Annotated in this window: 22 protein-coding genes, 1 pseudogene and 1 riboswitch; of the genes and pseudogenes, 10 read left to right on the top strand and 13 right to left on the bottom strand. The window is 48.9% G+C overall.

What is annotated here, in order from left to right; translation table 11 throughout:
- The first annotated feature begins 392 nt into the window (after window positions 1–392).
- Entirely contained in the window at window positions 393–1292 is a 900-nt protein-coding gene (locus GL2_RS13795; protein ID WP_143731207.1) for an alpha/beta hydrolase, read from the top strand.
- A 70-nt stretch (window positions 1293–1362) separates the two neighbouring features.
- On the opposite strand, the gene GL2_RS13790 is transcribed toward GL2_RS13795, so the two are convergent.
- From GL2_RS13790 to pdxH, 9 genes and pseudogenes are all read right to left on the bottom strand, one after another.
- Entirely contained in the window at window positions 1363–2373 is a 1011-nt protein-coding gene (locus tag GL2_RS13790) for an alpha/beta fold hydrolase (RefSeq protein ID WP_143731206.1), read from the bottom strand.
- 403 nt (window positions 2374–2776) lie between these two features.
- A complete protein-coding gene (locus GL2_RS13785; protein ID WP_143731205.1) occupies window positions 2777–3763 on the bottom strand; it encodes a hypothetical protein in 987 nt (328 codons plus the stop codon).
- A gap of 178 nt (window positions 3764–3941) precedes the next feature.
- A complete protein-coding gene (locus tag GL2_RS13780; protein WP_143731204.1) occupies window positions 3942–4328 on the bottom strand; it encodes a hypothetical protein in 387 nt (128 codons plus the stop codon).
- 382 nt (window positions 4329–4710) lie between these two features.
- Complete coding sequence (locus GL2_RS13775; RefSeq protein ID WP_143731203.1) at window positions 4711–5139, bottom strand: hypothetical protein; 429 nt, start codon at window positions 5137–5139, stop codon at window positions 4711–4713.
- A 346-nt stretch (window positions 5140–5485) separates the two neighbouring features.
- Complete coding sequence (locus GL2_RS13770; protein ID WP_143731202.1) at window positions 5486–5869, bottom strand: hypothetical protein; 384 nt, start codon at window positions 5867–5869, stop codon at window positions 5486–5488.
- Window positions 5870–5946: 77 nt separating this feature from the next.
- On the bottom strand, window positions 5947–6288 hold the full coding sequence (locus GL2_RS13765) for a cupin domain-containing protein (RefSeq protein WP_143731201.1): 342 nt from the start codon (window positions 6286–6288) through the stop codon (window positions 5947–5949).
- Window positions 6288–7715: an RDD family protein gene (locus GL2_RS13760; protein WP_143731200.1), complete on the bottom strand. Its 1428-nt coding sequence runs from the start codon at window positions 7713–7715 to the stop codon at window positions 6288–6290. The genes GL2_RS13765 and GL2_RS13760 overlap by 1 nt, the downstream gene beginning before the upstream one ends.
- The gene (locus GL2_RS13755) at window positions 7715–9406 is read right to left on the bottom strand and encodes a molecular chaperone HscC (protein WP_143731199.1); all 1692 of its coding nucleotides are present in this window, start codon (window positions 9404–9406) and stop codon (window positions 7715–7717) included. The genes GL2_RS13760 and GL2_RS13755 overlap by 1 nt, the downstream gene beginning before the upstream one ends.
- A gap of 270 nt (window positions 9407–9676) precedes the next feature.
- A pseudogene (gene pdxH, locus GL2_RS13750) lies at window positions 9677–10314 on the bottom strand (pyridoxamine 5'-phosphate oxidase).
- A gap of 281 nt (window positions 10315–10595) precedes the next feature.
- Between pdxH and GL2_RS13745 the strand changes: the two are divergent.
- The 5 genes from GL2_RS13745 to tdh all read left to right on the top strand — a co-directional run bounded on the left by GL2_RS13745 (window position 10596) and on the right by tdh (window position 16520).
- Complete coding sequence (locus tag GL2_RS13745; protein ID WP_143731198.1) at window positions 10596–12224, top strand: 5-guanidino-2-oxopentanoate decarboxylase; 1629 nt, start codon at window positions 10596–10598, stop codon at window positions 12222–12224.
- A gap of 1 nt (window position 12225) precedes the next feature.
- Complete coding sequence (locus GL2_RS13740; RefSeq protein WP_143731197.1) at window positions 12226–13659, top strand: aldehyde dehydrogenase family protein; 1434 nt, start codon at window positions 12226–12228, stop codon at window positions 13657–13659.
- A gap of 65 nt (window positions 13660–13724) precedes the next feature.
- Window positions 13725–13853: riboswitch (SAM-I-IV-variant riboswitch) on the top strand.
- A 58-nt stretch (window positions 13854–13911) separates the two neighbouring features.
- The gene (locus GL2_RS13735) at window positions 13912–14127 is read left to right on the top strand and encodes a hypothetical protein (RefSeq protein WP_143731196.1); all 216 of its coding nucleotides are present in this window, start codon (window positions 13912–13914) and stop codon (window positions 14125–14127) included.
- 80 nt (window positions 14128–14207) lie between these two features.
- Window positions 14208–15407: a glycine C-acetyltransferase gene (locus GL2_RS13730; RefSeq protein ID WP_143731195.1), complete on the top strand. Its 1200-nt coding sequence runs from the start codon at window positions 14208–14210 to the stop codon at window positions 15405–15407.
- Between the two features lie 87 nt (window positions 15408–15494).
- Window positions 15495–16520 carry an L-threonine 3-dehydrogenase gene (gene tdh / locus GL2_RS13725; protein ID WP_143731194.1) on the top strand — a complete coding sequence of 342 codons (1026 nt, stop codon included), beginning with the start codon at window positions 15495–15497 and terminating at the stop codon, window positions 16518–16520.
- 172 nt (window positions 16521–16692) lie between these two features.
- Here tdh and GL2_RS13720 read toward each other — a convergent pair whose 3' ends face one another.
- A complete protein-coding gene (locus GL2_RS13720) occupies window positions 16693–17937 on the bottom strand; it encodes a sodium:proton antiporter (protein WP_172621151.1) in 1245 nt (414 codons plus the stop codon).
- Window positions 17938–19011: 1074 nt separating this feature from the next.
- On the opposite strand from GL2_RS13720, the gene GL2_RS13715 reads away from it, so the two are divergent.
- From GL2_RS13715 to GL2_RS13705, 3 genes are all read left to right on the top strand, one after another.
- Window positions 19012–19476, top strand: coding sequence for a hypothetical protein (locus GL2_RS13715; protein WP_143731192.1), 465 nt, complete (start codon window positions 19012–19014; stop codon window positions 19474–19476).
- Between the two features lie 322 nt (window positions 19477–19798).
- Window positions 19799–20881, top strand: coding sequence for a PA0069 family radical SAM protein (locus GL2_RS13710; protein ID WP_143731191.1), 1083 nt, complete (start codon window positions 19799–19801; stop codon window positions 20879–20881).
- A 42-nt stretch (window positions 20882–20923) separates the two neighbouring features.
- Window positions 20924–21229 (top strand): GIY-YIG nuclease family protein, encoded by a 306-nt coding sequence (locus GL2_RS13705; RefSeq protein ID WP_143731190.1) that lies wholly within the window; start codon window positions 20924–20926, stop codon window positions 21227–21229.
- Window positions 21230–21284: 55 nt separating this feature from the next.
- Here the strand turns inward: GL2_RS13705 and tmpT are convergent, their stop codons facing one another.
- From tmpT to GL2_RS13690, 3 genes are all read right to left on the bottom strand, one after another.
- Complete coding sequence (gene tmpT, locus GL2_RS13700; RefSeq protein WP_143731189.1) at window positions 21285–21923, bottom strand: thiopurine S-methyltransferase; 639 nt, start codon at window positions 21921–21923, stop codon at window positions 21285–21287.
- A 343-nt stretch (window positions 21924–22266) separates the two neighbouring features.
- On the bottom strand, window positions 22267–22779 hold the full coding sequence (locus GL2_RS13695) for a DUF1097 domain-containing protein (protein WP_172621150.1): 513 nt from the start codon (window positions 22777–22779) through the stop codon (window positions 22267–22269).
- A gap of 341 nt (window positions 22780–23120) precedes the next feature.
- Complete coding sequence (locus tag GL2_RS13690) at window positions 23121–23816, bottom strand: SDR family oxidoreductase (RefSeq protein WP_172621149.1); 696 nt, start codon at window positions 23814–23816, stop codon at window positions 23121–23123.
- Window positions 23817–23870: 54 nt separating this feature from the next.
- Here GL2_RS13690 and GL2_RS13685 point away from each other — a divergent pair, with 54 nt between their 5' ends.
- Window positions 23871–24191, top strand: coding sequence for a DUF3301 domain-containing protein (locus GL2_RS13685; RefSeq protein WP_143731186.1), 321 nt, complete (start codon window positions 23871–23873; stop codon window positions 24189–24191).
- Window positions 24192–24199 lie beyond the last annotated feature (8 nt).

The raw sequence follows: 24199 nt of genomic DNA, 5'->3' as shown, positions 1-24199 counted from the left end.
CATATGGAACAAGCGCGATAGTTAAACCCTATTCATAGTAAATTCCTTGCCTTAGCCTGTGACTATTGTCCTAAGTGGCCGTCCATTACTTAATTGTCATACCACAGCTTGCCAGGCGCTCTTAAAGCAGCCCCCTTCATATGACCCAGACTCTTTGAGATAGAGCCAGTATGCCCCTCACAGGATGTAGAGACGCCAGGGAGGATACTATCTGCGCCACTTCCACTATAGTGCCTCCCTCACAGACCCCACTACACCTTATATACTTATCTTTGCGACATCTGATACGGCTCAAGGTGGATAGAGTCGCACTCAATCTGATAGGCTTGTCAGTATTGTCCGCTTTCTGACGCGGCTGAGCACACAATGAAGTGGCTCACTAAGGGATAAAAATGAAAATAATTAAAATATTGTTTACCAGCCTTATTGTCCTGGTTTCCCAAATGGTGCAAGCCGGTAGCGCTGAGCCTGTAACATTTACCCGCCAGGGTATCCTCTCTTACAACTTCCACTCAGATTTACTGGGGCGTGGATTTGTTATTGACGTGCTACTACCGCTCTCCTATAACCCCGAAGATAATACCCGGTACCCAGTCATTTATATGACCGACGGTTATATGAACTTCCCCATGGTGGCACCGAACCTGATCCACGAACAGGTACCCGATGAGCAAGGCAATGCCAAGCTACCTCCAGTGATTTTGGTGGGCATCTCACACCCTCTAGACAGCTCCAACTTCACCTTACGTTTAGCGGATTTTACTCCAGTACCTGGAGAGATTAGGGGGAATACTCTGGGTGGTGGCGCCAACCAATTTCTGGAATTTTTGGAGAATGAGCTCAAGCCTTTTATCAATAATTCTTTCAAGGGGGATGAAAGTGACGAAACACTGGCTGGCCATTCCCTCGGCGGGCTTTTAGCCCTGCACGCCCTCTTCAATCACACCGATAGCTTCGACCGCTATGTGATCGGTAGCCCCAGCATCTGGTGGGCCGATAAGCAAATTCTAGAAAGCGAACTCGCCTACGCTGAACGCCAAACCGATTTACCCAAAAGCGTGTATATGTTTATCGGCGGAGAGGAGGTCTGCTTAGAGGAAGGAGAGGTTTGCGGTGTTCAAGACTTTAGGGACCTAGCCCAGCGGCTCAAGTCCCGCAATTATGAAAATTTGACCCTACGCAAACGGGTCATTAAGGGTGAAAACCACGATACCGTAGTTAATCCTGGTTACGATAAAGGGATAGAACAGGTTTTTAAAAGCAAAGTGCTACCACGAAAGTATTCCTTTTAACCGAGCCTGCCGGCCCTATAGCAGAGAGACGCTACAGGGCCCTGACACTACTCGCCTGGCTTGCTATCCATTACTCATACGCGTCACTAATACACTCCTCGCCCTCTAAAAAGACCAACACAGTCTTCTCCAGACTTTCTGCTGCGTCCATAAAAGGCAAGTGATGGCTATCTTTTAGTACCGAGAAACATTTACTCCCTTTATACCTTCTATAATCTGCCTTTACCTGTAAAGGCGTAGTAATGGAATCATTTTCACCGATAACAAATAAAGCTGGAATCTGTAAATGATCGATACCTCCATTAACGCTCATCGCTTGAAGCTCATCGTTCATCTTGTCAGCCAAGCTTCCACGCCGCTCCTGCCACCCTGGAAATCTCTCACTAATCTTTTCGGCTGCTAGAAAACCTGGAATATCAACCCCATTTACGATACCACCATTCGCTCTACTCGCCCATTTGGATAGCAGCAAATAATGCTCAGAGGGAGACTCTTGATATTTTTGTAACTCCTGCATAGCTAACTGATTGCCTTCCTTTTCCGCCCACTGCAGGGTTGCTTCAAAGCTGGTTTCTGCCTGTTTCTGCGCATTCTGGAAGGAAGAGATAAACACCAACCTCTCCAATGTCTCAGGATGCTCACTCGCATAGAGAGCTGCAAGGCCCCCGCCCCAAGAGTGACCAACTAAGGTAACCTTATCTTTCTTATAGTGCTTCTTTAGAAAAGAAATAACATTGTGCACATCTTGAATATTGTTCTTTATCGTTAATGTGTCTTCGCTCACCTCAAGAGACTTGCCGGCCCCTCTTTGATGAAGATAAGCCACTAAATACCTTTCTTCGAGCGCCCGCCCAACAGTCACCTGAAATGGAACCAACCCCAACTCCACATCTCCCGGGCCTCCATGTAAAAACATGACTAATGGTTTAGATGAGTCGTGGCCAAAGACCTCTAAGTATAGTTCTGCGCCATTACTATCTACCCAGCCCTTATACTTAACCTGCCCCGCAAAGGCATCACCTGAAAAGAAAACCAGTGCAAAACTCAAAAGGAAAAATTTTAACCACCCCGCATTAAACATATTCTCACCAATTTACAATTATTATAGGGTTCCAAACCCTCACCACAGGGCTAACAACCTTGAGGGCAGCAACAAAGAACCTCATCTTTTTATTACAAATAAATGAGTAGAACACTAATTTTGAGATAAGGAGAAAAGAAGATGGGATCAAACAAAAGCACTTAACATTACTCAACCTCAAGTGAGGGCTATTTCAGGCACACTTAAAAAATCGCTCTTAATTTCTAAGTGGTCACTGAGCAGCTTGTCTTATGATCATGCATCTCCGCCCACTTTCAAACTACTCTATAAGAAATCAACACTTCGCATAGCAAATACACTTATATAACCACCAACCCTCAGAAATACAAAACCATCCCTTGCCAGAAACACTAAACAATTAATGCTTTCCCCCTTTAAAACCTTACTCGAGCACTCTATCAAAGATATGCAATGCCCCCAAATTATCATAAAGTAAAAGATAAGAATTTTGATATACAATAGGGGCCGGGGGTGGAAAACTAACACCACCCATTTTATGCACCCAATCAAATTTGTGGGTAGTGGTATTAAATGCCCCGATTACCCCTTCTTTCCAATCTGTCGTTATAATATGCTCCCCCATCATAACATAATTACTCCTCTGCGTCTCCACCCCCACTGACTTAAAATATGAAAAATCTTGATAATTATCCTTTAGCTCTCCAGTCAATAAATCATAAGCGGCATAATTAGCTAACATTTGATGAAGAAGCCCTTTCTTTTCATCAATACACAACCCTCGCGCAAAAGTTTTTATCTCATATTTAACTTTTCCTGTTTCGACATCAAAGGCAATTAATTTATCCAAATCTTTAAAAGAAAAAACTGCCACGTCGTTGCTAACACCAACCAGGTTAGGTAGATATTTTCCACTAGATGTTTCTACGAACCACTTAAGCTCTCCTTTTCCAAGCCCCCGCCTACTGACCCCTTTAAGTGAAACTGTAAAGGCTATATTTGACCCAATCTCTATAACCTCACCACTATTGGATTCCCAGAGTACCTCATCTGAAAAAATATCTTGGACACCTTCTTTAGGCAGAAAAAGGGTATAGTCGTAATCGGTTGTCACCACAACCAAATTACTGTTGTATAAACAATAGTCTCCAATGCCATTTTTAACTCGAATTGACCTAACCACATGAAGCTGAGAATCAAAAAAGGTATACCCCAAACCCGAAATACCTATAATTAAATCGTCTCTTTTTACAAAGCATCGAAAGTCATCACTCACAGATCTGCGAAGCAGCTCTTTTTTACCCGCCATATCGTATTGAACAATTTCTTTACCAGACTGAAAAAACAGTTGATTATTTGATATACAACAACCTTTATTCACATTCTTTATAGTTAATATTTTCTTGAACATCTAACTTTTTACCCCCTTTGAAAACTCTCCACTTAGAGATAGCTTCACCTGTTCATTAAATTTAAATTCCCGTCTCTGACTGTTACTACATTTATATTTCATCCTATAACATTCACCCAGGGAGCAGAGACGGTGATCCCCAGCCAAATCTAAACACCCACTTAGAGCTGCGCACCAACTATGTTACTTGTACCTTTCGACCATAAAACTCCAGAAAAGCAACCCACTGCTCAACCAGCTCTTTAAATTCCATCGTTGGCAATTCCAGGTCAGGAGCCATGCCCCCTATAAGCTTCGTAACCTGAGGCTCGATATAAGCCACGCCAAAAATATCAGCACCGATATCAGTAAACTCTACATCACCAGATAAAACTGAAATTACTTTCGGCAACAAACACTCCTTAATATCTTGAGAAGAGTCCCAAGCTTGAAAAAAATCATACAAAATCACGTCTTCATCTAGCTCTGAATACAGAAAATAGGCGCCACTCTTTTTGATTATATCTATTCTTCTATCTGCGACCTTTAGCTCGCCCACCACAAAGAAAGGAGGATAAATTTTCAACGACCATATTCCCAAAAAAAACTCACTTAAGCTCAAGCGCTAAGCTGTGTTGAAGTAACAGCTTTTAACAAGTACAAGCAATCGCAGCCCACCCCGCAATCTAATTACGCTGATTGATGGTACGGTTTGAGCTGAGGCGGCCGTACATCACGAACCCTACCTAAAAAACAGTTAACCAACCAGCCGTTTTACCCAGCGGTAAGGTGAGAGTGAAGTTCAGTAGGCACCAAAGACTGCAACCATTGCCTTTTTACTCAGTTTTTTTCTAGTGACCTAATTGGCCATCAATAGATAAACCAGGTAACTAATTACCAGTGCCGTTGGTGTCCACGCTTATCAGCCTGTTATCACAATAGAAGCGACAAAGCCACCCATCTCTACATCATTTTACTTGCAAATATTTACTGCCAATATATCGCCCACCAATAATACAGGGAATATAAATTACTAATGCATAAATAATGGCCCACTCAGAAGAATTCATAAAAGCAATAAAGGTAACCAGTAAATAGGGGACCGCCGCAACAGCCAATACAATTTTGGCATTCATTGAGGCAGTATCCTCACTTGTACGCGCAGCCATAACGCCGCCCAATAACAATATTAGGGGTAATGAGGTAACACTCACCAGTAAGTACAGGGAATGGAAAGGAATAGCAGATAATAGATACAACCAAGAGGCCAAACCCGCAGTAACGGTAAAAAATGCTATACCACATGCCGCCGGGCTTTGCGGTATATTCTTACTGGTTGCTGCACGGTAAAGTGCAACCAATATAGCAACAGCCCCAATTATTAACAAAACATTCATATTAAACCTCAATTCTGTTATCTACAGCCGCACTGCAAAAGCCTAGAAAAGAAAATTCATCAAAAATTAGATATCAAAAAAATTACAACCCACCACAAAAAGTGAACTCCCCCAGCCTTACAACTAAATTTCAGGAAAAATAATCCAAAACCTTACCAATAAGCTCTAGCTCTTGATGACCCTCAGGATCAATTTCTTTGCGAAGCACGCGTTTTATATAATCCGTATCTCCAAGCAATCCACGTACAATACAATAGTATGTAGCCCAGATACCACGCGTTTCTTCAGGGACGCTTAGGTAAAAGGACTCTTTGCTGTCTAGACAATATTGCTTTCTTAAGTACGCCTATCCAAACTCGATTATATTATCCAGATCACGCATAACTTTAGCTATAGCTTTCTCCCGGCTTTCGAAATCTCCAGCATAAACTGTTCGATCAAAAGGGTTCTTAAGATCAGCTATTCTAATCCTCCTTGAAAAAGTAGGAGTTCGGCTCAGCGAAAAACCTGAAAGATGAGATAAAATATCTTCCACCTCTTTAATATAAACACCTGCATCAGGCACGGTTGTTACCCAAGCGGGAGAACCACAAAAATTCCAGGAAGGGTCTATTAATAGATCGCAAAATTTCTCTGGGCGATATCGATACCGTTTAGATACAAACTTCCAATCTTCAAGTTCTTCCGCCTTCAGCTTGGCTGCCGCAAGAACATCTGCTTTAAATGTCATATAACCTCTAACAAAGCAAAACCGCCTAGAAATAGACAGGTAGTAAATCCAATTTTTATTGCACTAATACATTAATCCTACAACTCCACCCGATCCCCATGGCTAGGCGGTGTTGAGGTAACGGTAAAAATCAAGTCTATAGAGGCCTTATTAAACAGCTGATGAGGATTCCCTGCGGCTATATGCAAACCCTGGCCGGGAGAGAGGGCATACTCTTCGCCATCACATTCAATAGTGGCCGTGCCCTGTAGTACAAAGAAAAACTGTTCAGATTGCCGGTGCAGGTGTCGAACTTCTGAGCAACCAGGAGGTACTCTCTCCTGAATCACACTGAGAGAATCGGTCCGTACCAAGTGCCAGCCATCGCAGCCCTCTCCCCAGGAGTAGTGCTCAGCATTTTCTTTTGAGACTACTGGCATCACTCTTCCCCCCGCAATCTCCGCAAATACTCCTCGCGGGATTTACGCATATTGATGACATGGCTTGAGCTGAGGCGATCGTGCATCAGGTTTCCACCTAAAAAGCAGTTAATCAACCAACCGATCTTGCCCAACGGTAGGGTGAGAGTGAAGCTCAGTAGCCGCCAGAGGCCATGGCCATAGCCTATTCGCTCAAATTTTTTGTTGGTGACCTTATAACCCATCAGATATTTACCCGGCGTCGCCTGAAAGCGGGAGCTCTCTGCAATCCAGGCCATCAGCAGATAGGCCAGGCAACAAATTCCCAACGCCATGGTTATGGCGGCACCTTCTGGCATATCGTATACCTTCATCATCACAATGGAGGCGATAAAGCCAACCGCGACGTACAACAACAATACATCCAGTAAGACCGCAACGCCCCGGGCCAGCAAGTGGCCAAAGTAGTATTGATCATAGATTTCTTCCGGCTGGGTGATTTTCTGCCGGATCAGCTTGCGCCCACCTCGGAGCCCTTGGGCGGGGTCCACAGTAACTTCTTCACTTTGCAGAGAATTAAAAATGCAATCACAAAGGGACTCGTCCAAGGCGCCGTATAAATAGGAGGTATTACCATCCCAGTCGAACAAGCTATTGCAGTACTGAAGAATATTGTTAGAAACCAGTGTTTGCTTTTTATCCTTAGAGGTACCCTCATCAGCTTGCAAATTTATTCTGGCAAAACGTTCGAAGATTGAAAGGCCCAGATTCCAATTATATTCCTCATCGAGCATATGGGGTGTGTCGGTGAGAAAACGCCAATTCTCTTTTGCATTGAATTTACTGGGCGCTTGCAGCAGCCTATCCACCTGCTCCAACACCCGATGGTACTCGGCAATTCGCAGCGTTCGCTGTGGGTCTTGTTCAGTGTCATCCTCTTCAATAGGATTTTCTTGCACATTATCTTCTTGTGCATTCTTAACTTCAGGATGCTGCTCTTCCGCATGTTTCTCTGTAGAGGTCCCCTGCTGTCTCTCACCCCCAGCTTCCTGATCCTGGGCTTGGTTCAGGTCAAGAGAGACTTTTGATTGAGCTTGCTCAATAGCTTCTGTAGAGACTGGCGAGTGGTCTTGATGATTCGGCTCACTAGCTTGCTGAACCTGCGACTCTGTTTGCCCAAGTAATTGCGCGGCCTCTCGTGAAAGTGCAGCCTGCTCAGCACTAGCTACGTCCACAAGCACCTCAGTACTTTGCGGTTCCTCAGTTTCCTTTTTCTCTTCTTTAAGCTCCTCAGCGGCTTTCAGGGCCCATTTATAGACGCTGTGTAACTGCTGAAACTCTTCAGGCTTTTCATCCGGGCGGGTTTGCTTCAGTTTTTTTGCGTAGGCGCGCTTGATCGCCCGCGCATCATCGCAGGGTGCTAGCTCGAGTATCTCCCAGGGGCCCATTAAATCCAGTCCTCACCATCGAGCTTATCGAAAATCTCCGTGAGTTCGGCACGCGCCTTGCCAATCTCCACCAGGTTTTGTTTATCCAAAACCCGATCGAAGCTTGCGAGTAATTGAGCAATATAATCGCGCTGCTCGCCGAGGCTCGCTTCATACAAGCGTTCGCCACGGGCGAGCAGCGCCCGGTTTTCCTCATCTTCACGGGGATGGAATTTAAACTTGGCCAGTTTTTTCAACGCTTGGGCTTTATCCTGCTCATTCAGGGCGCCCGGCGTAAATACCACTAACTTATTAAATGTTTTACCGGTGGAAACGACGGTGACATCCACTTCCAGCAAACCGTTCATATCATAGCTATAGCGCACTTCCACCACTTCCTCGCCCCGGGGTTTCTTGGGTACCGGCACCGTGAGTTCACCCAGGTAGACATTTTTCTTTACCAGGCGATTTTCCCCCTGGTAAATATCGATACAAACTTCGTTCTGATCATCGCGGGCAGTGCAAACGCTACGCACGATACTCACAGGTACCACGGTGTTGCGCTCAATAATCGGCAGGAAGTAATTGCCCAGCTGTGGGCTGTCTTCGTTCACTATGCCGGTACCCAGGGTGTAGGGGCATACATCGGTGAGGACGATATCATCCAGCGCGGAGTTTTTTTCCTTGAGCCCGGCTTGAATAGCCGCTCCCATGGCGACAACAGTGTCTGGGTCCAGGTGGCAGGAGGGTAAGCGGCCAAACATTCGCCCCACCATGGAGCGGAACAGGGCCAGGCGGGTGGAGCCGCCCACTAATACCACTTCGTCAATTTTAGCGGGTGGCAAACCGGCATCGCGCATGGCGCGCTCAATCGGGCGCTTGGCTCGCAGTAGCAACGGAGTGCTAAGTTTTTCAAACCATTCGGGAGTCGCTTTCCATTCGAGTTCGCGTCCACCTAGGTTTAATTTAAGTAACTGCTCTGCCTGCTGGCTGATACGGCGCTTAGCCGTTTCCATCTGCATATACAGGTTCTGCAGTTCGCGCGGTTTCAAGGAAGATTTTTTCAGCTGCAATTCTTCCAGAACGCTGTCGATCATTGCCTCGACAAAATCCTCACCGCCCAGGTAGTTATCCCCGGCACTGGCATGTACTTCCATAATGCCATCGAAGAATTCCAGGATGGAGACATCGAAGGTACCACCGCCCAGGTCTAGCACCAGGAAATTTCCCTCCCGCTTATCGTGCAGGCCGTAGGCTATTGCCGCAGCGGTGGGCTCGTTGATCAGGCGCTCTACCTTGAGGCCTGCCAGCTCCCCAGCCAATTTTGTCGCCTGGCGCTGGTTATCATTAAAGTAGGCGGGCACACTGATTACCGCTTCACCGACCTCTTCCCCCAGGAAAGCCTCTGCATCCTCTTTGAGAGAGCGCAGTACCAAGGCGGAAAGTTCGGTAGCGGTAAATTGCTGGCGACCCAGTTTGACTTTATGATCCGTGCCCATCAGGCGCTTAAAGGCGGCAACGGTGGTATCACTGTGATTGATCAGGCACTCTTTTGCGGTTTTCCCCACCACTAGCTTGCCAGCATCATCCAAGCCAACCACCGATGGGGTCAACGCCTCGCCCAGGCGATTGGGGATCAGCTTTACTCCACTTTCCGTCAATAGCCCACAAGCGCTATTAGTGGTACCCAGGTCAATACCAATAATGGCCATAAATTCCCCTACCTATTTCCTAAGACTTGATCAATCACTATCGTACTAGCGAGCTTTTTAACGGTTATTCCCGCAGTATTTATGGCGCGATATTCTAAGCGTCCATGCACAAAAATAGCCAGAGAGTGCAAGCGCGCGAAAGGGGAGTAAAGTAGAGGGGGAAGATATTGGCCGGGGCAAAGGAGGAAAAACACCCTCCTCTGCAAGTAAATTTCTGTAGATCCATTGCCAGTACGCAATAGGTGCTGGCAACCACCAGGGACTAGCCTGCTAAGGTGACAGGCGATCCAGCAACCAGCTGCCGCTATCATCGGCACGATAAATAAATCGATCGTGCAGACGATTGGCACCACCCTGCCAAAACTCTACTGCATGCGGCACTACCCGATATCCCCCCAAAATTCCGGTAAGGGTACTTCCTCTCCTTCAAAGCGGGCCTTCTCTTCATCGAACTGCTTTTGTAATTCTTCGCGAGAAGACAGTGGCTGGCTTTGGCGTGATGCCCAGGCGCCCAGTTGGCTATCCAGTGGGCGGGTTTGGAAGTAAGCAACTGCCTCCTCACGGGATACTGGCTGCACCTGCCCATAAACAATAATCTGTCGTTCCAGCAGGTGCCAAGGGAAAAGCAGGGAGACCTGCGGATTGTCCGCCATATCCCGAGCCTTCTTACTTTGCAGATTGGTGTAAAACACGAATCCACGCTCATCGAAACCTTTCAGTAGGACAATACGTTGGGATGGTTGGCCCTCAGCATCCGCAGTAGCCAGGCACATGGCATTCGGATCGGTTAAATTCACCTCCACTGCCTCTTCCAGCCACTTGCGAAATTGCTCCACCGGTGTGGATTTCAGCTCGGAGCGACGCAAACCGCCGAGTTGGTATTCACGGCGCCATTTATCGATTTCCATGGTATTACTTCCTAAGTTGTTCTAGCTCAAAGTGTATCCAGCGAATGAACGCAAAGGTATTTTTTGGCAAAGTGCCATTCAAACTCCCCCCACTTACACCCAACTCCGTAAGGTGTGTGGATATCTTGATGGCCTTACCAAGTTTCCTGTCGCGACAATAGGGTAATCTCAATTTTCCTGCGATTTTTTCTGCGCAGATGCAGACTCTGCGGGCGCTTGCGCGGCTTTTCACGGGCCGCTAGGCTCACTGCATTTTTACACAAATAAGGAAAACGGTGGTTATGTCCTCTGTGCCCACATGCGCCCAGGTGCTGATGCGTCTGTTACGCAATTACCAGGTGGAAAAAGTCTTTGGTATTCCCGGTGTACACACCATCGAACTGTACCGCGGCCTGCCTGGCAGTAACCTGATACATATCACTCCGCGCCACGAACAGGGTGCCGCTTTTATGGCGGATGGTTACGCGCGTGCCAGCGGCAAACCAGGAGTATGTTTTTTAATCACCGGACCCGGTCTAACCAACGCGGCCACCGCTATGGCGCAAGCCTACTCCGACTCTATCCCCATGCTGATCATCTCTGCAGTCAATCGCCGTGAGGATCTGGGTATGGGGCGTGGGCGCCTGCACGAACTTCCGCGTCAGAGTGATGCCAGCCGCGGCTTTTGTATCTGGCAACACACCCTGACCCAAGCAGAGCAATTGCCGGAAGTGATGGCGAAGGCATTCCAACTGCTGCAATCCAGTCGCCCCGGCCCTGTGCATATTGAGATTCCCATCGACCTGTTTCCAGCATCTATGCCCGGCCAACTGGATGACTACCGCGCAGCCCCAACCGCAATGGCTCCAGGTGCCAATAGAAACGCTATCGCCACTGCCACTGCCTGGCTGCAGGATGCCCAGCGCCCAGTGATTCTTTTGGGTGGCGGTGCCCAGGCGGCAAGTAAAGCGGCCACACAAATTGCAGAAAAAATTGCAGCACCAGTTTTCCTGTCGCTGGCAGCCAAGGGCGTGGTGGATGAACGCCACCCACTGTGCGGCGGTGCCAATCTGAGCTTTGATTGCGTGCGCAACCGAGTGGAAAGCGCTGACGTAATACTGGCAGTGGGCACCGAACTTTCCGAGACTGACCGCAATCTGGTACGGGATGACTACGCCTTTTCCGGCAAATTAATCCGAATTGATATAGATCCTGCACAGTTGGTATGCAACGCCAACCCGGACCTGGCTATCTGCGCCGATGCCACAGAGAGCCTGCAGCAATTAAATACTGCCCTGGCTCAACGGAATGGAGATGCGAGAGAGCAATCTGAAAAAGAGGTCGCTCAATTACTGCAAGATTGCCGCAAGGAATGGTGGGATGGCTCCGAGGAACGCCTCCCCTGGGTTGAGGCTCTGCGCAAAGCCCTGCCGGAAGATGGAATTCTGGTTACTGACTCCACCCAATTGGCCTATAACACTAACCACGCTCTGCCCCTGTACCATCCGCACAGCCACCTTACCTGTACTACCGGTTACGGTACCCTTGGCTTCGCTCTGCCCGCAGCTATCGGTGCCAAGCTGTCCAGTGATCGCGATGTGATTGCACTGATTGGCGACGGCGGCTTGATGTTCACCCTGGGTGAACTGGCGGTAGCAGTGGAGCAACAACTGCCACTGCCGATACTGGTGTGGAACAATGCCGGTTACGGAGAAATCCGTGACTTTATGGATGCGGCCAAGGTGCCCCAGGAGGGCGTTAACCTGCGCACCCCTGACTTTGTTGCACTAGCCAGGTCATTCGGTGCCGAAGGCTGCCGTATTGACCAGCCCGACCAATTAGCCGACACCGTAAAAGCCGCCTTTAACCGACAGACTCCAACCCTGATTGAAATCAGCGCGCCTTATGGCGCAGAACAAACGGAAGCGTGATATGACAGATCTCAGCAAACTGCAAACCGGAAAGCTGTTTATCGATGGCCAGTGGCGGGAACCCCTGGGAGCGGGATCACACCCGGTAATTAATCCTGCAACTGAAGAGTTAATCTGCGAAGTATCCGAGGGTTCCGCCGAAGACGTAGACTTGGCCGTGATCGCCGCCAGAACAGCCTTTCGAACCTGGCGCAATAGCACCGCGCAAAAACGCAGGGAGTTGCTCAATGCCATTGCCGACGGTATGGAAAAACGCAAAGAGGACCTGACCAGTGCAATTTCCCAAACCCTGGGTTGCCCGGAACATATTACCCGCTGGCTGCATGTGGATGGCCCCATCTATGCCATGCGCTATTACGCCGAGCGCACCTCTGAAATGGAAAAAACGGAAAAGGCAGCCCATTCAATCTTGTTCCGCGAGCCAGTGGGCGTGTGTGGTTTTATTACTCCATGGAACTATCCGCTTCACCAGTTCGTTGGCAAAGTGGCGCCGGCCCTGGCTGCCGGATGCACCATGATCACCAAGCCCGCAGAGATAACCCCTCTTCAGGACTTTATCATGGCGGAAATTATCGAAGAGGCCGGGGTACCCGCAGGGGTCTTTAACCTGGTAGCGGGTGCCGGTTCGGTAGTCGGTGCGGCACTTTCAGCCCATCCTGGCATAGACATGGTGTCTTTCACTGGCTCTACCCGCGCCGGGGTCGAAGTGGCTAAAGCGGCAGCGCCTACGGTAAAACGTGTTACCCAGGAACTGGGCGGCAAGTCTCCGCTAATCATTACCCCCGATGCAGACCTTGAAGCCGCAGTGCGCTGGGGCTGTGAAGATGTTTTTATCAACAGCGGCCAAACCTGTACCGCACTGACCCGCATGCTGGTTCCCGCCGAACGCTACGACGAAGCGGTCGAAGTCGCCCGGCAAGTGGCCGAAGGTGTTGCCATGGGCACTGGAGAAGACGCCTTTATGGGGCCGCTATCTTCCGCGCGCCAGCGTGAGATTGTGCGTGGTTATATCCAGAAGGGTATCGATGAAGGTGCACGTATGGTCACCGGTGGAATCGAGGCACCTGAGGGCATAGAGAAAGGGTTCTATGTCAGGCCGACAGTATTTGCCGATGTACACAACGATATGAGTATCGCGCGAGAAGAGATCTTCGGCCCGGTGACCTGCCTGATCCCTTACAAGGATATGGACGAGGCGATTTCCATTGCCAATGATACAGAATATGGCTTGTCCAGTGGCGTCTGGGCCAAAGATGCGGAGAGCGCCATGCCTCTGGTGCGCCGTATTGAAGCCGGCCTCTGTTTCGTCAATGGCGGCGAATTCAACTATGAAGCTCCCTTCGGCGGCTACAAGCGGTCCGGCAATGGACGCGAATTTGGCGATGCCGGGCTCGGTGAGTTTATCGAACTGAAATCTGTACAACTACCGGCATAAACTTCTGCACCGCCCCCAAACGGGGGCGGCACAGTTGACTGCCAATCCCCTCCCAGCTATCTTTGCCCGCACATCATGAGAGTGGCTGACGCCAACGCCAACCTGCCGACCGGGGCAAGGTGGTTCTCTCTCTGCCGGCACACAAAAGCCAGCGGGGAGGATGGGGCTCTACCAGAGCAATCCAACCGGAATAGCGAATACCCATTCGCCGCTTCCACGTCAGTCCTCCAAAGTTATACCCTTGGAGGGACCATGTCCGAAACACCGCTATCCAATACAGACATTGTTGAAATTCAAATCGCCAACCAGCGAAACCGCACGGCGGTTAGGGCAGTGAGACGGGCCGATAGGCAGTTGTTGTGGCAACTACTATTCGACACCGCGGAAGAGGCATTAAAATTCGCCACCAGTTGCCGCGCCAGTGAGCAACCAATTACAGCCCACAAGGCCTGTGAGCTGGCGGGATAAATATGAATTGACAGGCGCCACTTTGTTTCGCGCCAATCACTATGTGCCACGAGCACCCGACAGGAGCTAAAAACAATACCATGTCAAAGCCAGAAAAATTCTTTGAGCACCTGCGCGATGAACTGAAACAGATCGATGCCGATGGCCTCTACAAGCGCGAGCGTATTATTACCTCCCAGCAAGCTGCTGAGATCCAGGTGAACAATGACACCCAGGTACTGAACTTCTGTGCCAACAACTATCTCGGTCTGGCCAATCATCCAGAGCTTATCGAGGCCGCCAAAGATGGCCTCGATCAATATGGCTTCGGCATGGCATCGGTGCGCTTTATCTGCGGCACTCAGGACATCCACAAGGCCCTGGAATCGCGCCTGTCTGAGTTTCTTCACACAGAAGACACCATACTCTACACCTCTTGTTTCGATGCCAATGGTGGCCTGTTCGAGACTTTGTTAGGTCCGGAAGACGCGATTATCTCTGACGCTCTGAACCACGCTTCCATTATCGACGGTGTACGCCTGTGTAAAGCCAAGCGCTACCGCTACGCCAACAACAACATGGCGGAGCTGGAGAAGCAGCTGCAGGCGGCCGATGCCGAAGGTGCCAAGACCAAGCTGATCGCCACCGATGGTGTCTTCTCCATGGACGGCGTGATCGCCGACCTCAAATCCCTTTGCGATCTGGCTGATCGCTACAACGCCCTGGTCATGGTGGATGATTCACATGCAGTAGGCTTCCTCGGCGATCACGGCCGCGGCACTCATGAATACTGCGATGTTATCGACCGCGTCGATATTATTACCGGTACCCTGGGCAAGGCCCTGGGTGGTGCTTCCGGAGGCTTTACTTCCGGGCGTAAGGAAATTATTGATTTACTGCGTCAGCGTTCGCGCCCCTATCTGTTTTCCAACTCCGTAGCCCCGGCCATTGTCACCGCCTCCCTGAAGGTTCTGGATATGCTGATGGAAGGTAGTGAGCTGCGCGAGAAGCTGCGTGACAACTCTGCCTACTTCCGCGAGCGTATGTCTGAGGCTGGCTTTACTCTGGCCGGTGCAGACCACCCAATTATCCCGGTGATGATTGGTGATGCCGCCCTCGCCCAAAAAATGGCTGACAAGATGCTGGAGCGCGGTATCTATGTGGTGGGCTTCTTCTACCCGGTAGTACCCAAGGGTCAGGCCCGTATTCGCACACAGATGTCTGCGGCACACACTCGCGAACAGCTCGATCACTGTATTGATGCCTTTATTGAAGTGGGCCGTGAACTGAAAATTATTTAACTCCCAATTGATCGTGGCGGTGTTTTACAACAGGACTATCCTGCTGCAAGACACCGGTACACCTTTCCATTTGTAGTTTTAATGACAATGAAAGCACTATCTAAACTGAAGTCCGAAGTGGGAATCTGGCTCACCGATACAGACATTCCCGAGCCCGGCCATAACGATCTACTGATTAAAATCCACAAAACCGCCATTTGTGGCACCGACATGCACATTTATAACTGGGATGAGTGGTCGCAAAAAACCATCCCGGTTCCCATGGTGGTGGGGCACGAATATGTGGGTGAAGTGGTCGGTATGGGTCAGGAGGTCGCGGGCTTCCAGGTAGGTGACCGCGTTTCCGGTGAAGGCCATATTACCTGTGGCCACTGCCGCAACTGTCGCGCGGGTCGCCGCCACCTGTGCCGCAACACTTATGGTGTGGGTGTGGACCGCCAGGGCGCCTTTGCTGAATACCTGGTTATTCCGGCATTAAATGCCTTCAAGATTCCGGACAATATCTCCGATGACCTGGCCTCAATTTTTGACCCGCTCGGCAACGCAGTACATACCGCACTGTCTTTCGATCTGGTGGGTGAAGATGTATTGATTACCGGGGCCGGCCCCATTGGTATTATGGCTGCAGCCGTTGCCAGGCATGTCGGCGCCCGCCATGTGGTAATCACCGATATCAATGAATACCGTCTGGATCTGGCACGCAAGATGGGCGCTACCCGCGCAGTCAACGTAGCCACGGAAAACCTCAACGATGTGATGGCTGAGCTGGGGATGAGCGAAGGCTTTGACGTGGGCCTGGAAATGTCCGGCGTGCCCGCCGCCTTCCGCGATATGCTCTCCGCCATGAATCATGGCGGTAAAATCGCCATGTTGGGGATTCCCGCTGGTGAGATGGCGATCGACTGGAGCCAGGTAATCTTCAAAGGTCTGATCATTAAGGGAATCTACGGACGCGAGATGTTCGAAACCTGGTACAAGATGGCCAGCCTGATTCAATCAGGCCTGGACCTGAGCCCGATTATTACTCACCAGTTCCATATCGATGACTTTCAAAAAGGCTTCGATACCATGGGCTCCGGTGAGTCCGGCAAGGTGATTCTTAACTGGAAATAATCCTGCCCAGGCTGCGGGGTAACCTGCAGCCTGATTCTCAGCCCCTGATCTGAATTACTGCCCTCTCCTAGACCTCTGATTTTCCACATAGATATTTAGCATCTGTATCTTGACTGTTTATAGAAGCTGACTGTCTGATACACCTAAATAACACAAGCCCCAGATACCGTACTTATAAATTCAATTTATGTATTAGACGCCCACTGGTTGTCCCCTGGACCAGCAAAGAAAACAGGACAACGCCAAATACCATAGATTGGATCGTCCACCAGTAGGAAAGCTCTACAGGCAGCGATAGCACCAAGGCTACAGCGATTACACCACGCAGGCCTCCCCAGCTCATTAACAACCGCCAGGATTTCGGGATGGGTGGGCCTACGAATCTAGTCAGAGGTGTCACCAGAACCACTGACAGAGCCCGTGCGCCTAGGGCTGCTGCTGTAGCGATCATCATGGCCAGCCACTGATGGGTAAACATTTCGAAAGTAATAACCAAACCCATAATCACAAAAATGATTGCAGTAAATAGCAATCCCAGCCACTCCCAAGTTGGCTCTGCATCCGCAAGAAATGTTTTACTCTGTTTGCGCAGACAGGCTCTGGCAACAATTGCACAAACCATCACAGAGATAATGCCAGACACATGCAATATGCTCTCTGCCAGATAGAAACTAGCAAAAGCGGCAACTACCAAAGTCATTAGAGAGGCACTGGAAGACTTGAGAAATAAAATAACCAGGGTAGTAAACAAACCAAAAACAAGTCCAACAGCCACCCCACCAAAAAATATCATACAAAAATATAGTGACACTGAACCAACACTCAAGGTGGGCGCAGCCGCCCCCATACTTGAGCTCTCCACAATCGAATATGTTGCGAGGCCCAACACCAGGGAATAGAGAACCACAGCTGCGGCATCATTAAAAAGGCTCTCTCCTTCAACCAGGGTCAATAAATCCTCACCTGTTTTTTCCTTGCGCAATTTATTAACCACAGATACAGGATCCGTAGCGGCAAGTATCGCCCCAGTCAGAAGAGCAGCAACCCAGGGGAAGCCTTCCGGGTGCCCGATTCCATAGTATGTAATTACCGCGATAAGAAAGGCACAGACTACAAGACCCAGGGTAGAGAACAGAAGAATAGGGCCAATCCAGCGCTTCAGTATTTTCGGTTCAAGCTGCCAAGCTGATTCAAAAATCAATACAGGGAGAATGACATAAAAAACCAACTCACGGAGACTGGTCGCACGTAAACCAGTATCATAATCAATCACGGGTAATAGCAAAGCTGCCAGTACACCGGCCACCAGGCATCCAAGTGTATTATCAATCCTTAAGATGCGGGCAATACCCAATCCAAGGACTGCCGCTGCAGCCAGATAGAGCCCCTGCCCTACGATGACAATTACATCGTTCACTAAAGCACTCTCCCAACGATGGCCAAGATTGGCCAACTATCCTGGATTGCTAAATATCCTACTGTCACCACTATAAATTTCTCTTGGACTACCTCTTTTCCAGTAGCTTCTCAACCTCGACCCTCAACACTGGGTAAAACTCTAGCGAGCAAACCAAGATGCAGGGAGGCAATACTTATCAGTTCAAATATCCTGATAGAGCAAATAATCGCCCCCCCTTATTTTGACTACTTAGTCAATCTAGTGGCTTAAGCTCCTTGGGCGTTCAAGCCTTGGGAAATTGGCTCCATCTGCATTTTTGAGCCCTATAATGATGGAAGCCTACAATCCAGAGAAGTTACCCAATCAGTATAGAAAAAAGGGAGGATTTGGGCGGCAGAATGCCAGCACAAAATTGGATAAATGAAGAGCTATCCATTCACTTCCCATGTAATGCTAAGAAGTTCTTGTAATATCCCCATAGAGATTTACTGGCAAATAAGACACCTGACCAGCTGAAACTGAATTATGTGCTCTGGACGCGCAAAGCGGTAATGGAGCTGATTGAGTAAGAGACAGGTTTAAAAATGCCTATTCGTACTGCTGGGGAACCCCTGAAACGATGGGAAGTGAAGCCTCAAACCAGTAAAAATGCATATGAGCAGAGCCCAAAAGCAGTTCAAAAATGGCTAGGCTAGGAACATCCAGAGTCTCGAGCGAAAGCGGATAATGTCGAAGTCTATTGGGGCGATGAAGCAGGTTTGCGTAATAATAGCCAGCATGAGAGAGACTATGCTGGCTCCCAAATAGTCCATTTTCAACCTCAGTTTAGTGGTGGGAATCTGACTGCAACTTCAGTATTACTTAAACGCTACACCTCACAGGCTCCTTACTTGATCATATCTGCAGCACTTACACACTGGCAAATACAGAAAATGTATGGAAAATACTGTTTTGGCTGCCATCTGACCCAGGATTGATTGCCCAATGTTTTATGAAGGAACAAAGATAGTACCTGAGGTTTGCTTTCATATAGGTTGAATGGGAAGATGAATTTCCTCCATCTTTACAAAATACTATGAAGGACACCAAGCAATGGACGCAAAAACCGAAATCCAAGAACTTTTAAAAGAGCTCTACCAGGTAATTTCTGGCCCAGCTGGTTATAAGCGGGACTGGAATAGGCAGCAGTGCCTATTCACCTCTTACGCTAAAGTAATCCGTACCTCAGTAGACAACAAGGGGAAACCACAATCTCTTGTAATGGAAATTCAGGACTACCCGGATAACTTTCAAGAATTGATAGGGGAGCGGGCTTTCTATGAGGACGAAATTCACAATATTGTTGAAGTTTTCGGTAACATTGCTCACGCCTTTAGTACCTATGAAGCCTGGAGCAATGAAGAAAGAACCCAATTTATTAAGAGGGGCATCAATAGTATCCAGCTTTACCATGACGGAAAGTCCTGGAAGATCACGAATATGATTTGGGATGATGAACGACCGGGGCTTTCAGTGTCCGCCAGATATATGCCAGACACTATTACTACGAGCGTTTAAAAAAGGCACCAGAAAAGATTTACTGTCCCGCTTTGGAATTCATTCAAGGCGGGAGCCTGATTTTGCTCCCAGATATTTATGGGTGATCTGTATTTACGGGGTAAGCGACTTCAAAAATTTATTAATAAGTATGCTGAATATCTCCTGCCTTCCTCGAACAATTTAACTTCGGATGGGTCAATTCTATCCAATGGCCATGTGGCCTAACCAGACGGTCACCAAATAATAAATGGCAGCTTGGCACTGAGCCTATGTAAGGCTATTCCCAATTACAACAAAATAACCTAAACTGTACATATATCCAGATATCTCCCATTGCAAAATGACAGACTCCCAAGACCCGCTGCGTTTACACAAAGGTCGTGGTGCCACCAGAAATATCACCGGACGCTTTGCCAGCTATTCGAGCACCCGCGAGAACGATGGATGGCAGACAGATCAGGAGCCCGTAGAGCGCCTGCTTACAGAGGCAATAGAAGAAAAAGCCAAATCTATTATTGCTACCAATCAGTCACCGGATATCCCTTTCACTCAGTCAATTAACCCCTACCGGGGCTGTGAGCACGGCTGTGTATATTGTTATGCACGCCCCGCCCATGCCTATATGGACCTATCACCCGGCCTGGACTTCGAAAGCAAGATATTTTTTAAACCCAATGCCGCTGAGTTGCTGGAACGCAGCCTGCGCAAGCCCGGCTATCAGTGCAGTCCAATTGCTTTGGGAACAAATACCGATCCCTACCAGCCCCTGGAGAAAGATAAGGAAATCACCCGCTCTCTTCTAATAGTTATGCAACAATATCGCCAGCCGGTAACAATAGTCACCAAGGGCCAGCTAATCCTTAGGGACCTTCCCATTCTTGCAGAGATGGCCCAAGACAACCTGGCTCAAGTTGCGATTAGCGTGACCACTTTGGAGAATGAGCTTAAGAGAAGGCTGGAACCGCGTACGGCTGGGCCTGCAGCTCGGTTACGCACCATCGAACAGCTAAGTAATGCCGGAATACCTACTGCTGTTATGGCTGCACCAATAATCCCAGCTCTGAATGATTGTGAGCTGGAAAAAATTCTAACAGCTGGCCATGAAGCTGGAGCAACGCGTGCAGCCTATATTCTTTTACGCTTGCCTCATGAAGTGGCCCCGCTGTTTAGGGAATGGCTCTTAGCGCACTATCCGCAGAGAGCGGAGCATGTAATGAGCCTGATTCAACAAAGCCGGGATGGGCGTGATTATCAGAGTGAATTTTCTCAGCGCCGTACTGGTACCGGTGTATTTGCCCAGCTTCTGCGCCAGCGTTTTATTGTCGCCATCAAGAAACTGGGGTTAAATCACCGCCGTCTTTCGCTAGACTGCAGCCAGTTCCAGCCTCCCCCTCAGCCTGGTGATCAGCAGACGCTGTTCTAGCTTTACCAAATACAGTAATATCCTTTTCAGGTGCTTCACTAAATGAACAGTTGGTTTGTCTATTTAATCCGCACTTCCAGTGGATCACTTTATACAGGAATTACTATGGATGTGCGGCGGCGTTTCGCCGAACACAACTCCAGTGGACCCAAGGCTGCCAAAGCCTTACGAGGAAAGGGGCCTCTCACCTTGGAATTCCAGGTACAGATCCCGGATAAGTCAGCGGCACTCAAGCTGGAAATGGCTATCAAAAAATGGCCAAAGAAAAAGAAGGAAGCCCTGATCGCAGGGACTTTACCCTTACCACCCTTATCCATACTAGCTGGGGAAGATGGGCCAGGGAAATAAATAAGAAATAACCCCTGCCATCTGTTTTATAAGAAAAGTTCACTGGAGACCGAAGTTAGCGCCGGACCAACAACCAGGCAACTTCTTCCGCGGGTACCAGGCCTTTTAATCCACCCGGCACTTCTCGGCGACCAAGCATTTTGAGATGGTAGTCCGCATCATAATAATCAAATATTTGCTGGGAGCTGATCGCAAAAGGAGGACCAGCTAACTGGGACTGCTCATACTCAAAAGAAATTAACAACTGCGGGGCAACTGCCGTAATTTCCATCAGGTGTTCCACATAGCGTTTGCGCATTTTATCAGGCAATGCTACCAGAGCTGCCCGATCATATATTGCATCAACCGACCCCAGAATTTTTGCATTCAATGCGAATATATCACCCACAAAAATATTGATACTTTCGGCACTATAGCGTTTGAGCTCGCAGCACTTTTCGATCTTAGGAGAAAGTTCAAGTTCATCAAAGAGTTGCTGGACAGCGCTTTCACTGAGCTCAGCACCAGCGATACTACATCCACGCGATTTCAACCATGCAATGTCCCCGGTTTTACCACACAGGGGGAGAAATACGCGGCTGCCTTCCCCTAAGGATAACGCTGGAAAATATTGAGCCAGCATGGGATTTCCCGACTTCTCGTGGAAACCGATTTCATTCCTCTCCCATTTATCCAGCCAGAATCTCTCTTCCATTTCAGCACCCCCATGTGCATCATGTCTCGGCGATATTGCTATTTACCTTTAAAGTAAACTGTCTATCAATACTGCAGATATTTCAAGTCAGTTTCTGGCCCTGAACCGGAAGTTGCCGGATCAGTAAAGGCGAGGGCGGTAATAAATACCATTGCCATGGTGAACATAATACGCTTGAACATTGCTGTTACCTCTGAGCAATATTTTCTCGTTTTCCTATTTGTGCTTTTGGACAGTACAGAAAAACGTCAACCATTTATTCCTAACTAATCACCCCATTCCTGTTCAAAAAAGAGCCATTATCTATCGGCTACATATTTACCCCAAGGATACCCTTGCATTATCAGCTGCCCAGGGCGCGACGTCCCGGCCAGAGCCTGTCTACCAGTCCGCCAACAACAGCACCGATCGACATTGCCGCGATCAAAATAAAGTAGTTATCTAATGACACTTCCACCTGGGCTGCAAAGCCAATCAGGATACCGATTGCATAACTGGATATATTACTTACTCCGGTCACCAGGCCCATTGCCCAGGCACCTACTGCCGCCACCAACAGGGCAATAGGAAGAGCAGCAACCTGTGGCTGTAATTGCCACTTGGCAACTGCGGCCTGAGCGGCAAGCCCAAGTCCCAAACCAGTCACAGCACAGGCGAGATTGTAAGCACCAGCCTGTAGGCTCTTGCCGCGGGAGAAATAGGCAACCACACCCAGCATCGCCACCCACACCGGCATGTCCCCTATCAATGATATGCCTGTAGCTGCAGACAACCCCAGCAGCAATCGCAACACAGTCAAAAGCCTCTCTTGGGAGAGTGTCTGCCTGCCTTCAGCACTGCCAATCGTCCCACTCATCAACTCGATTCCGTCACTCTTATATTGACTACTCATTCCTTGCCTAAAATACTTCTGCTTTCCATGTCTATCCTTACCGGGGAAACCAATCGCCTCCACCAGTATCAGTATTTTTGTCGTTTTTAAGCTAAGCACGGTAGCAAACTTCTTCCGTATCCTTGCCTGATTTTGCAAACAGTGAACTTAAGCGCCAGTATGGGCAATGGTCGGTAAGCCAGGGGCGGGAAACTGACGGCCTATCCACTCCGAACAAACCCTAGGTTGTTGGTGAGAAATGACATCAACTGTTTACTGAGAATATGAACTGGAGCCCCTGAACATCGGGGACTCACGTCTGCTTGCTACCAGGGGATTTGACTGCCGTCATAATTGTAAAAATGGCCGCTATTATCTTGATCTGCCTGCAATAGGATCTTTCTCAGGCCACTGACACTCTGCTCGACTGAGATAAGGGCGCCGGGACCACCCATCGCCGTTTTCACCCATCCAGGGTGTAGCGCTAAAACTGTTATGCCGCGTTCCTCCAGGTCGATAGACAAGCTCTTCACGATCTGATTCAGGGCCGCCTTGGAAGTCCGATAGATATAGCCACCGCCAGAGCGGTTATCCGCGATACTGCCCACCTTACTGCTCATCATCGCGATCAGTTTGTACTTACTCGCGGCCACATTGTCACAAAAGGTCTCCGCCATCATGTAGGGGGCTATGGTGTTGGATTCCAATACACGACGCCACTCTGTGCGATCCACCTCGCCAAACCGTACCCCCTTAGGTCCGTAGTAGCCGGCGTTATTGAACAGGATATCAATAGGTTCCCCCTGAATCGCTTTGGCCAGGGAAATCATCTGTGAATAATCCGTCACATCCAATTGAATGGGGTGCAACTCTGCATATTGCCCCTGCAGCTCCTTGAGAGCGCCAGCTTGATCGAGATTCCTGCAGCAGGCGTAAACCTTCCACCCATCCCTGGCGAACTGGGTACAGATTTCCAGGCCTATGCCCCGGTTACTTCCGGTAATCAGTATGGTGCCAGACATTTCAGCTCCTTCGATGTTATTCTTTCGCAAAGCGATCATAGCAACTGTAGAGCAATGTATTACTCACCAACCGATATCTTTTGGCTCCTGCTGCTGGCAGCTGCTGCCTGGTATGTCTGGGCCAATATGGCAGCCAAAGAGCAGGTAAAGCGCGCGGCATCCAATCACTGCAAGCAATTAGGCGTTCAATTACTGGACGACACCGTTATGCTGGTAAGAACCCGGCTCAAGCGCAACAGGCGCGGCCATATCAGCCTGCAGCGCAGCTATGAATTTGAATTTACATCCACCGGGGAACACCGCTACTCAGGCATCGCCATACTACATGGCCGCCGTATCGAGCAATTGCAATTGTCTCCCCACCATATGAGTTAACTGGTAGT

Source organism: Microbulbifer sp. GL-2, from assembly GCF_007183175.1.
GTDB lineage: Bacteria > Pseudomonadota > Gammaproteobacteria > Pseudomonadales > Cellvibrionaceae > Microbulbifer.
Note: the sequence above shows the minus strand (reverse complement) of the source record. Positions and strands in the feature narration are given on the sequence as shown.

What these genes read in the sequence shown, in the direction of transcription:
- GL2_RS13795 (WP_143731207.1), top strand. Translation starts at nt 393, where the DNA reads ATGAAAATAATTAAAATATTGTTTACCAGCCTTATTGTCCTGGTTTCC.
- GL2_RS13790 (WP_143731206.1), bottom strand. Translation starts at nt 2,373, where the DNA reads ATGTTTAATGCGGGGTGGTTAAAATTTTTCCTTTTGAGTTTTGCACTG.
- GL2_RS13785 (WP_143731205.1), bottom strand. Translation starts at nt 3,763, where the DNA reads ATGTTCAAGAAAATATTAACTATAAAGAATGTGAATAAAGGTTGTTGT.
- GL2_RS13775 (WP_143731203.1), bottom strand. Translation starts at nt 5,139, where the DNA reads ATGAATGTTTTGTTAATAATTGGGGCTGTTGCTATATTGGTTGCACTT.
- GL2_RS13770 (WP_143731202.1), bottom strand. Translation starts at nt 5,869, where the DNA reads ATGACATTTAAAGCAGATGTTCTTGCGGCAGCCAAGCTGAAGGCGGAA.
- GL2_RS13765 (WP_143731201.1), bottom strand. Translation starts at nt 6,288, where the DNA reads ATGCCAGTAGTCTCAAAAGAAAATGCTGAGCACTACTCCTGGGGAGAG.
- GL2_RS13760 (WP_143731200.1), bottom strand. Translation starts at nt 7,715, where the DNA reads ATGGGCCCCTGGGAGATACTCGAGCTAGCACCCTGCGATGATGCGCGG.
- GL2_RS13755 (WP_143731199.1), bottom strand. Translation starts at nt 9,406, where the DNA reads ATGGCCATTATTGGTATTGACCTGGGTACCACTAATAGCGCTTGTGGG.
- GL2_RS13745 (WP_143731198.1), top strand. Translation starts at nt 10,596, where the DNA reads ATGTCCTCTGTGCCCACATGCGCCCAGGTGCTGATGCGTCTGTTACGC.
- GL2_RS13740 (WP_143731197.1), top strand. Translation starts at nt 12,226, where the DNA reads ATGACAGATCTCAGCAAACTGCAAACCGGAAAGCTGTTTATCGATGGC.
- GL2_RS13735 (WP_143731196.1), top strand. Translation starts at nt 13,912, where the DNA reads ATGTCCGAAACACCGCTATCCAATACAGACATTGTTGAAATTCAAATC.
- GL2_RS13730 (WP_143731195.1), top strand. Translation starts at nt 14,208, where the DNA reads ATGTCAAAGCCAGAAAAATTCTTTGAGCACCTGCGCGATGAACTGAAA.
- tdh (WP_143731194.1), top strand. Translation starts at nt 15,495, where the DNA reads ATGAAAGCACTATCTAAACTGAAGTCCGAAGTGGGAATCTGGCTCACC.
- GL2_RS13715 (WP_143731192.1), top strand. Translation starts at nt 19,012, where the DNA reads ATGGACGCAAAAACCGAAATCCAAGAACTTTTAAAAGAGCTCTACCAG.
- GL2_RS13710 (WP_143731191.1), top strand. Translation starts at nt 19,799, where the DNA reads ATGACAGACTCCCAAGACCCGCTGCGTTTACACAAAGGTCGTGGTGCC.
- GL2_RS13705 (WP_143731190.1), top strand. Translation starts at nt 20,924, where the DNA reads ATGAACAGTTGGTTTGTCTATTTAATCCGCACTTCCAGTGGATCACTT.
- tmpT (WP_143731189.1), bottom strand. Translation starts at nt 21,923, where the DNA reads ATGGAAGAGAGATTCTGGCTGGATAAATGGGAGAGGAATGAAATCGGT.
- GL2_RS13695 (WP_172621150.1), bottom strand. Translation starts at nt 22,779, where the DNA reads ATGAGTGGGACGATTGGCAGTGCTGAAGGCAGGCAGACACTCTCCCAA.
- GL2_RS13690 (WP_172621149.1), bottom strand. Translation starts at nt 23,816, where the DNA reads ATGTCTGGCACCATACTGATTACCGGAAGTAACCGGGGCATAGGCCTG.
- GL2_RS13685 (WP_143731186.1), top strand. Translation starts at nt 23,871, where the DNA reads ATGTATTACTCACCAACCGATATCTTTTGGCTCCTGCTGCTGGCAGCT.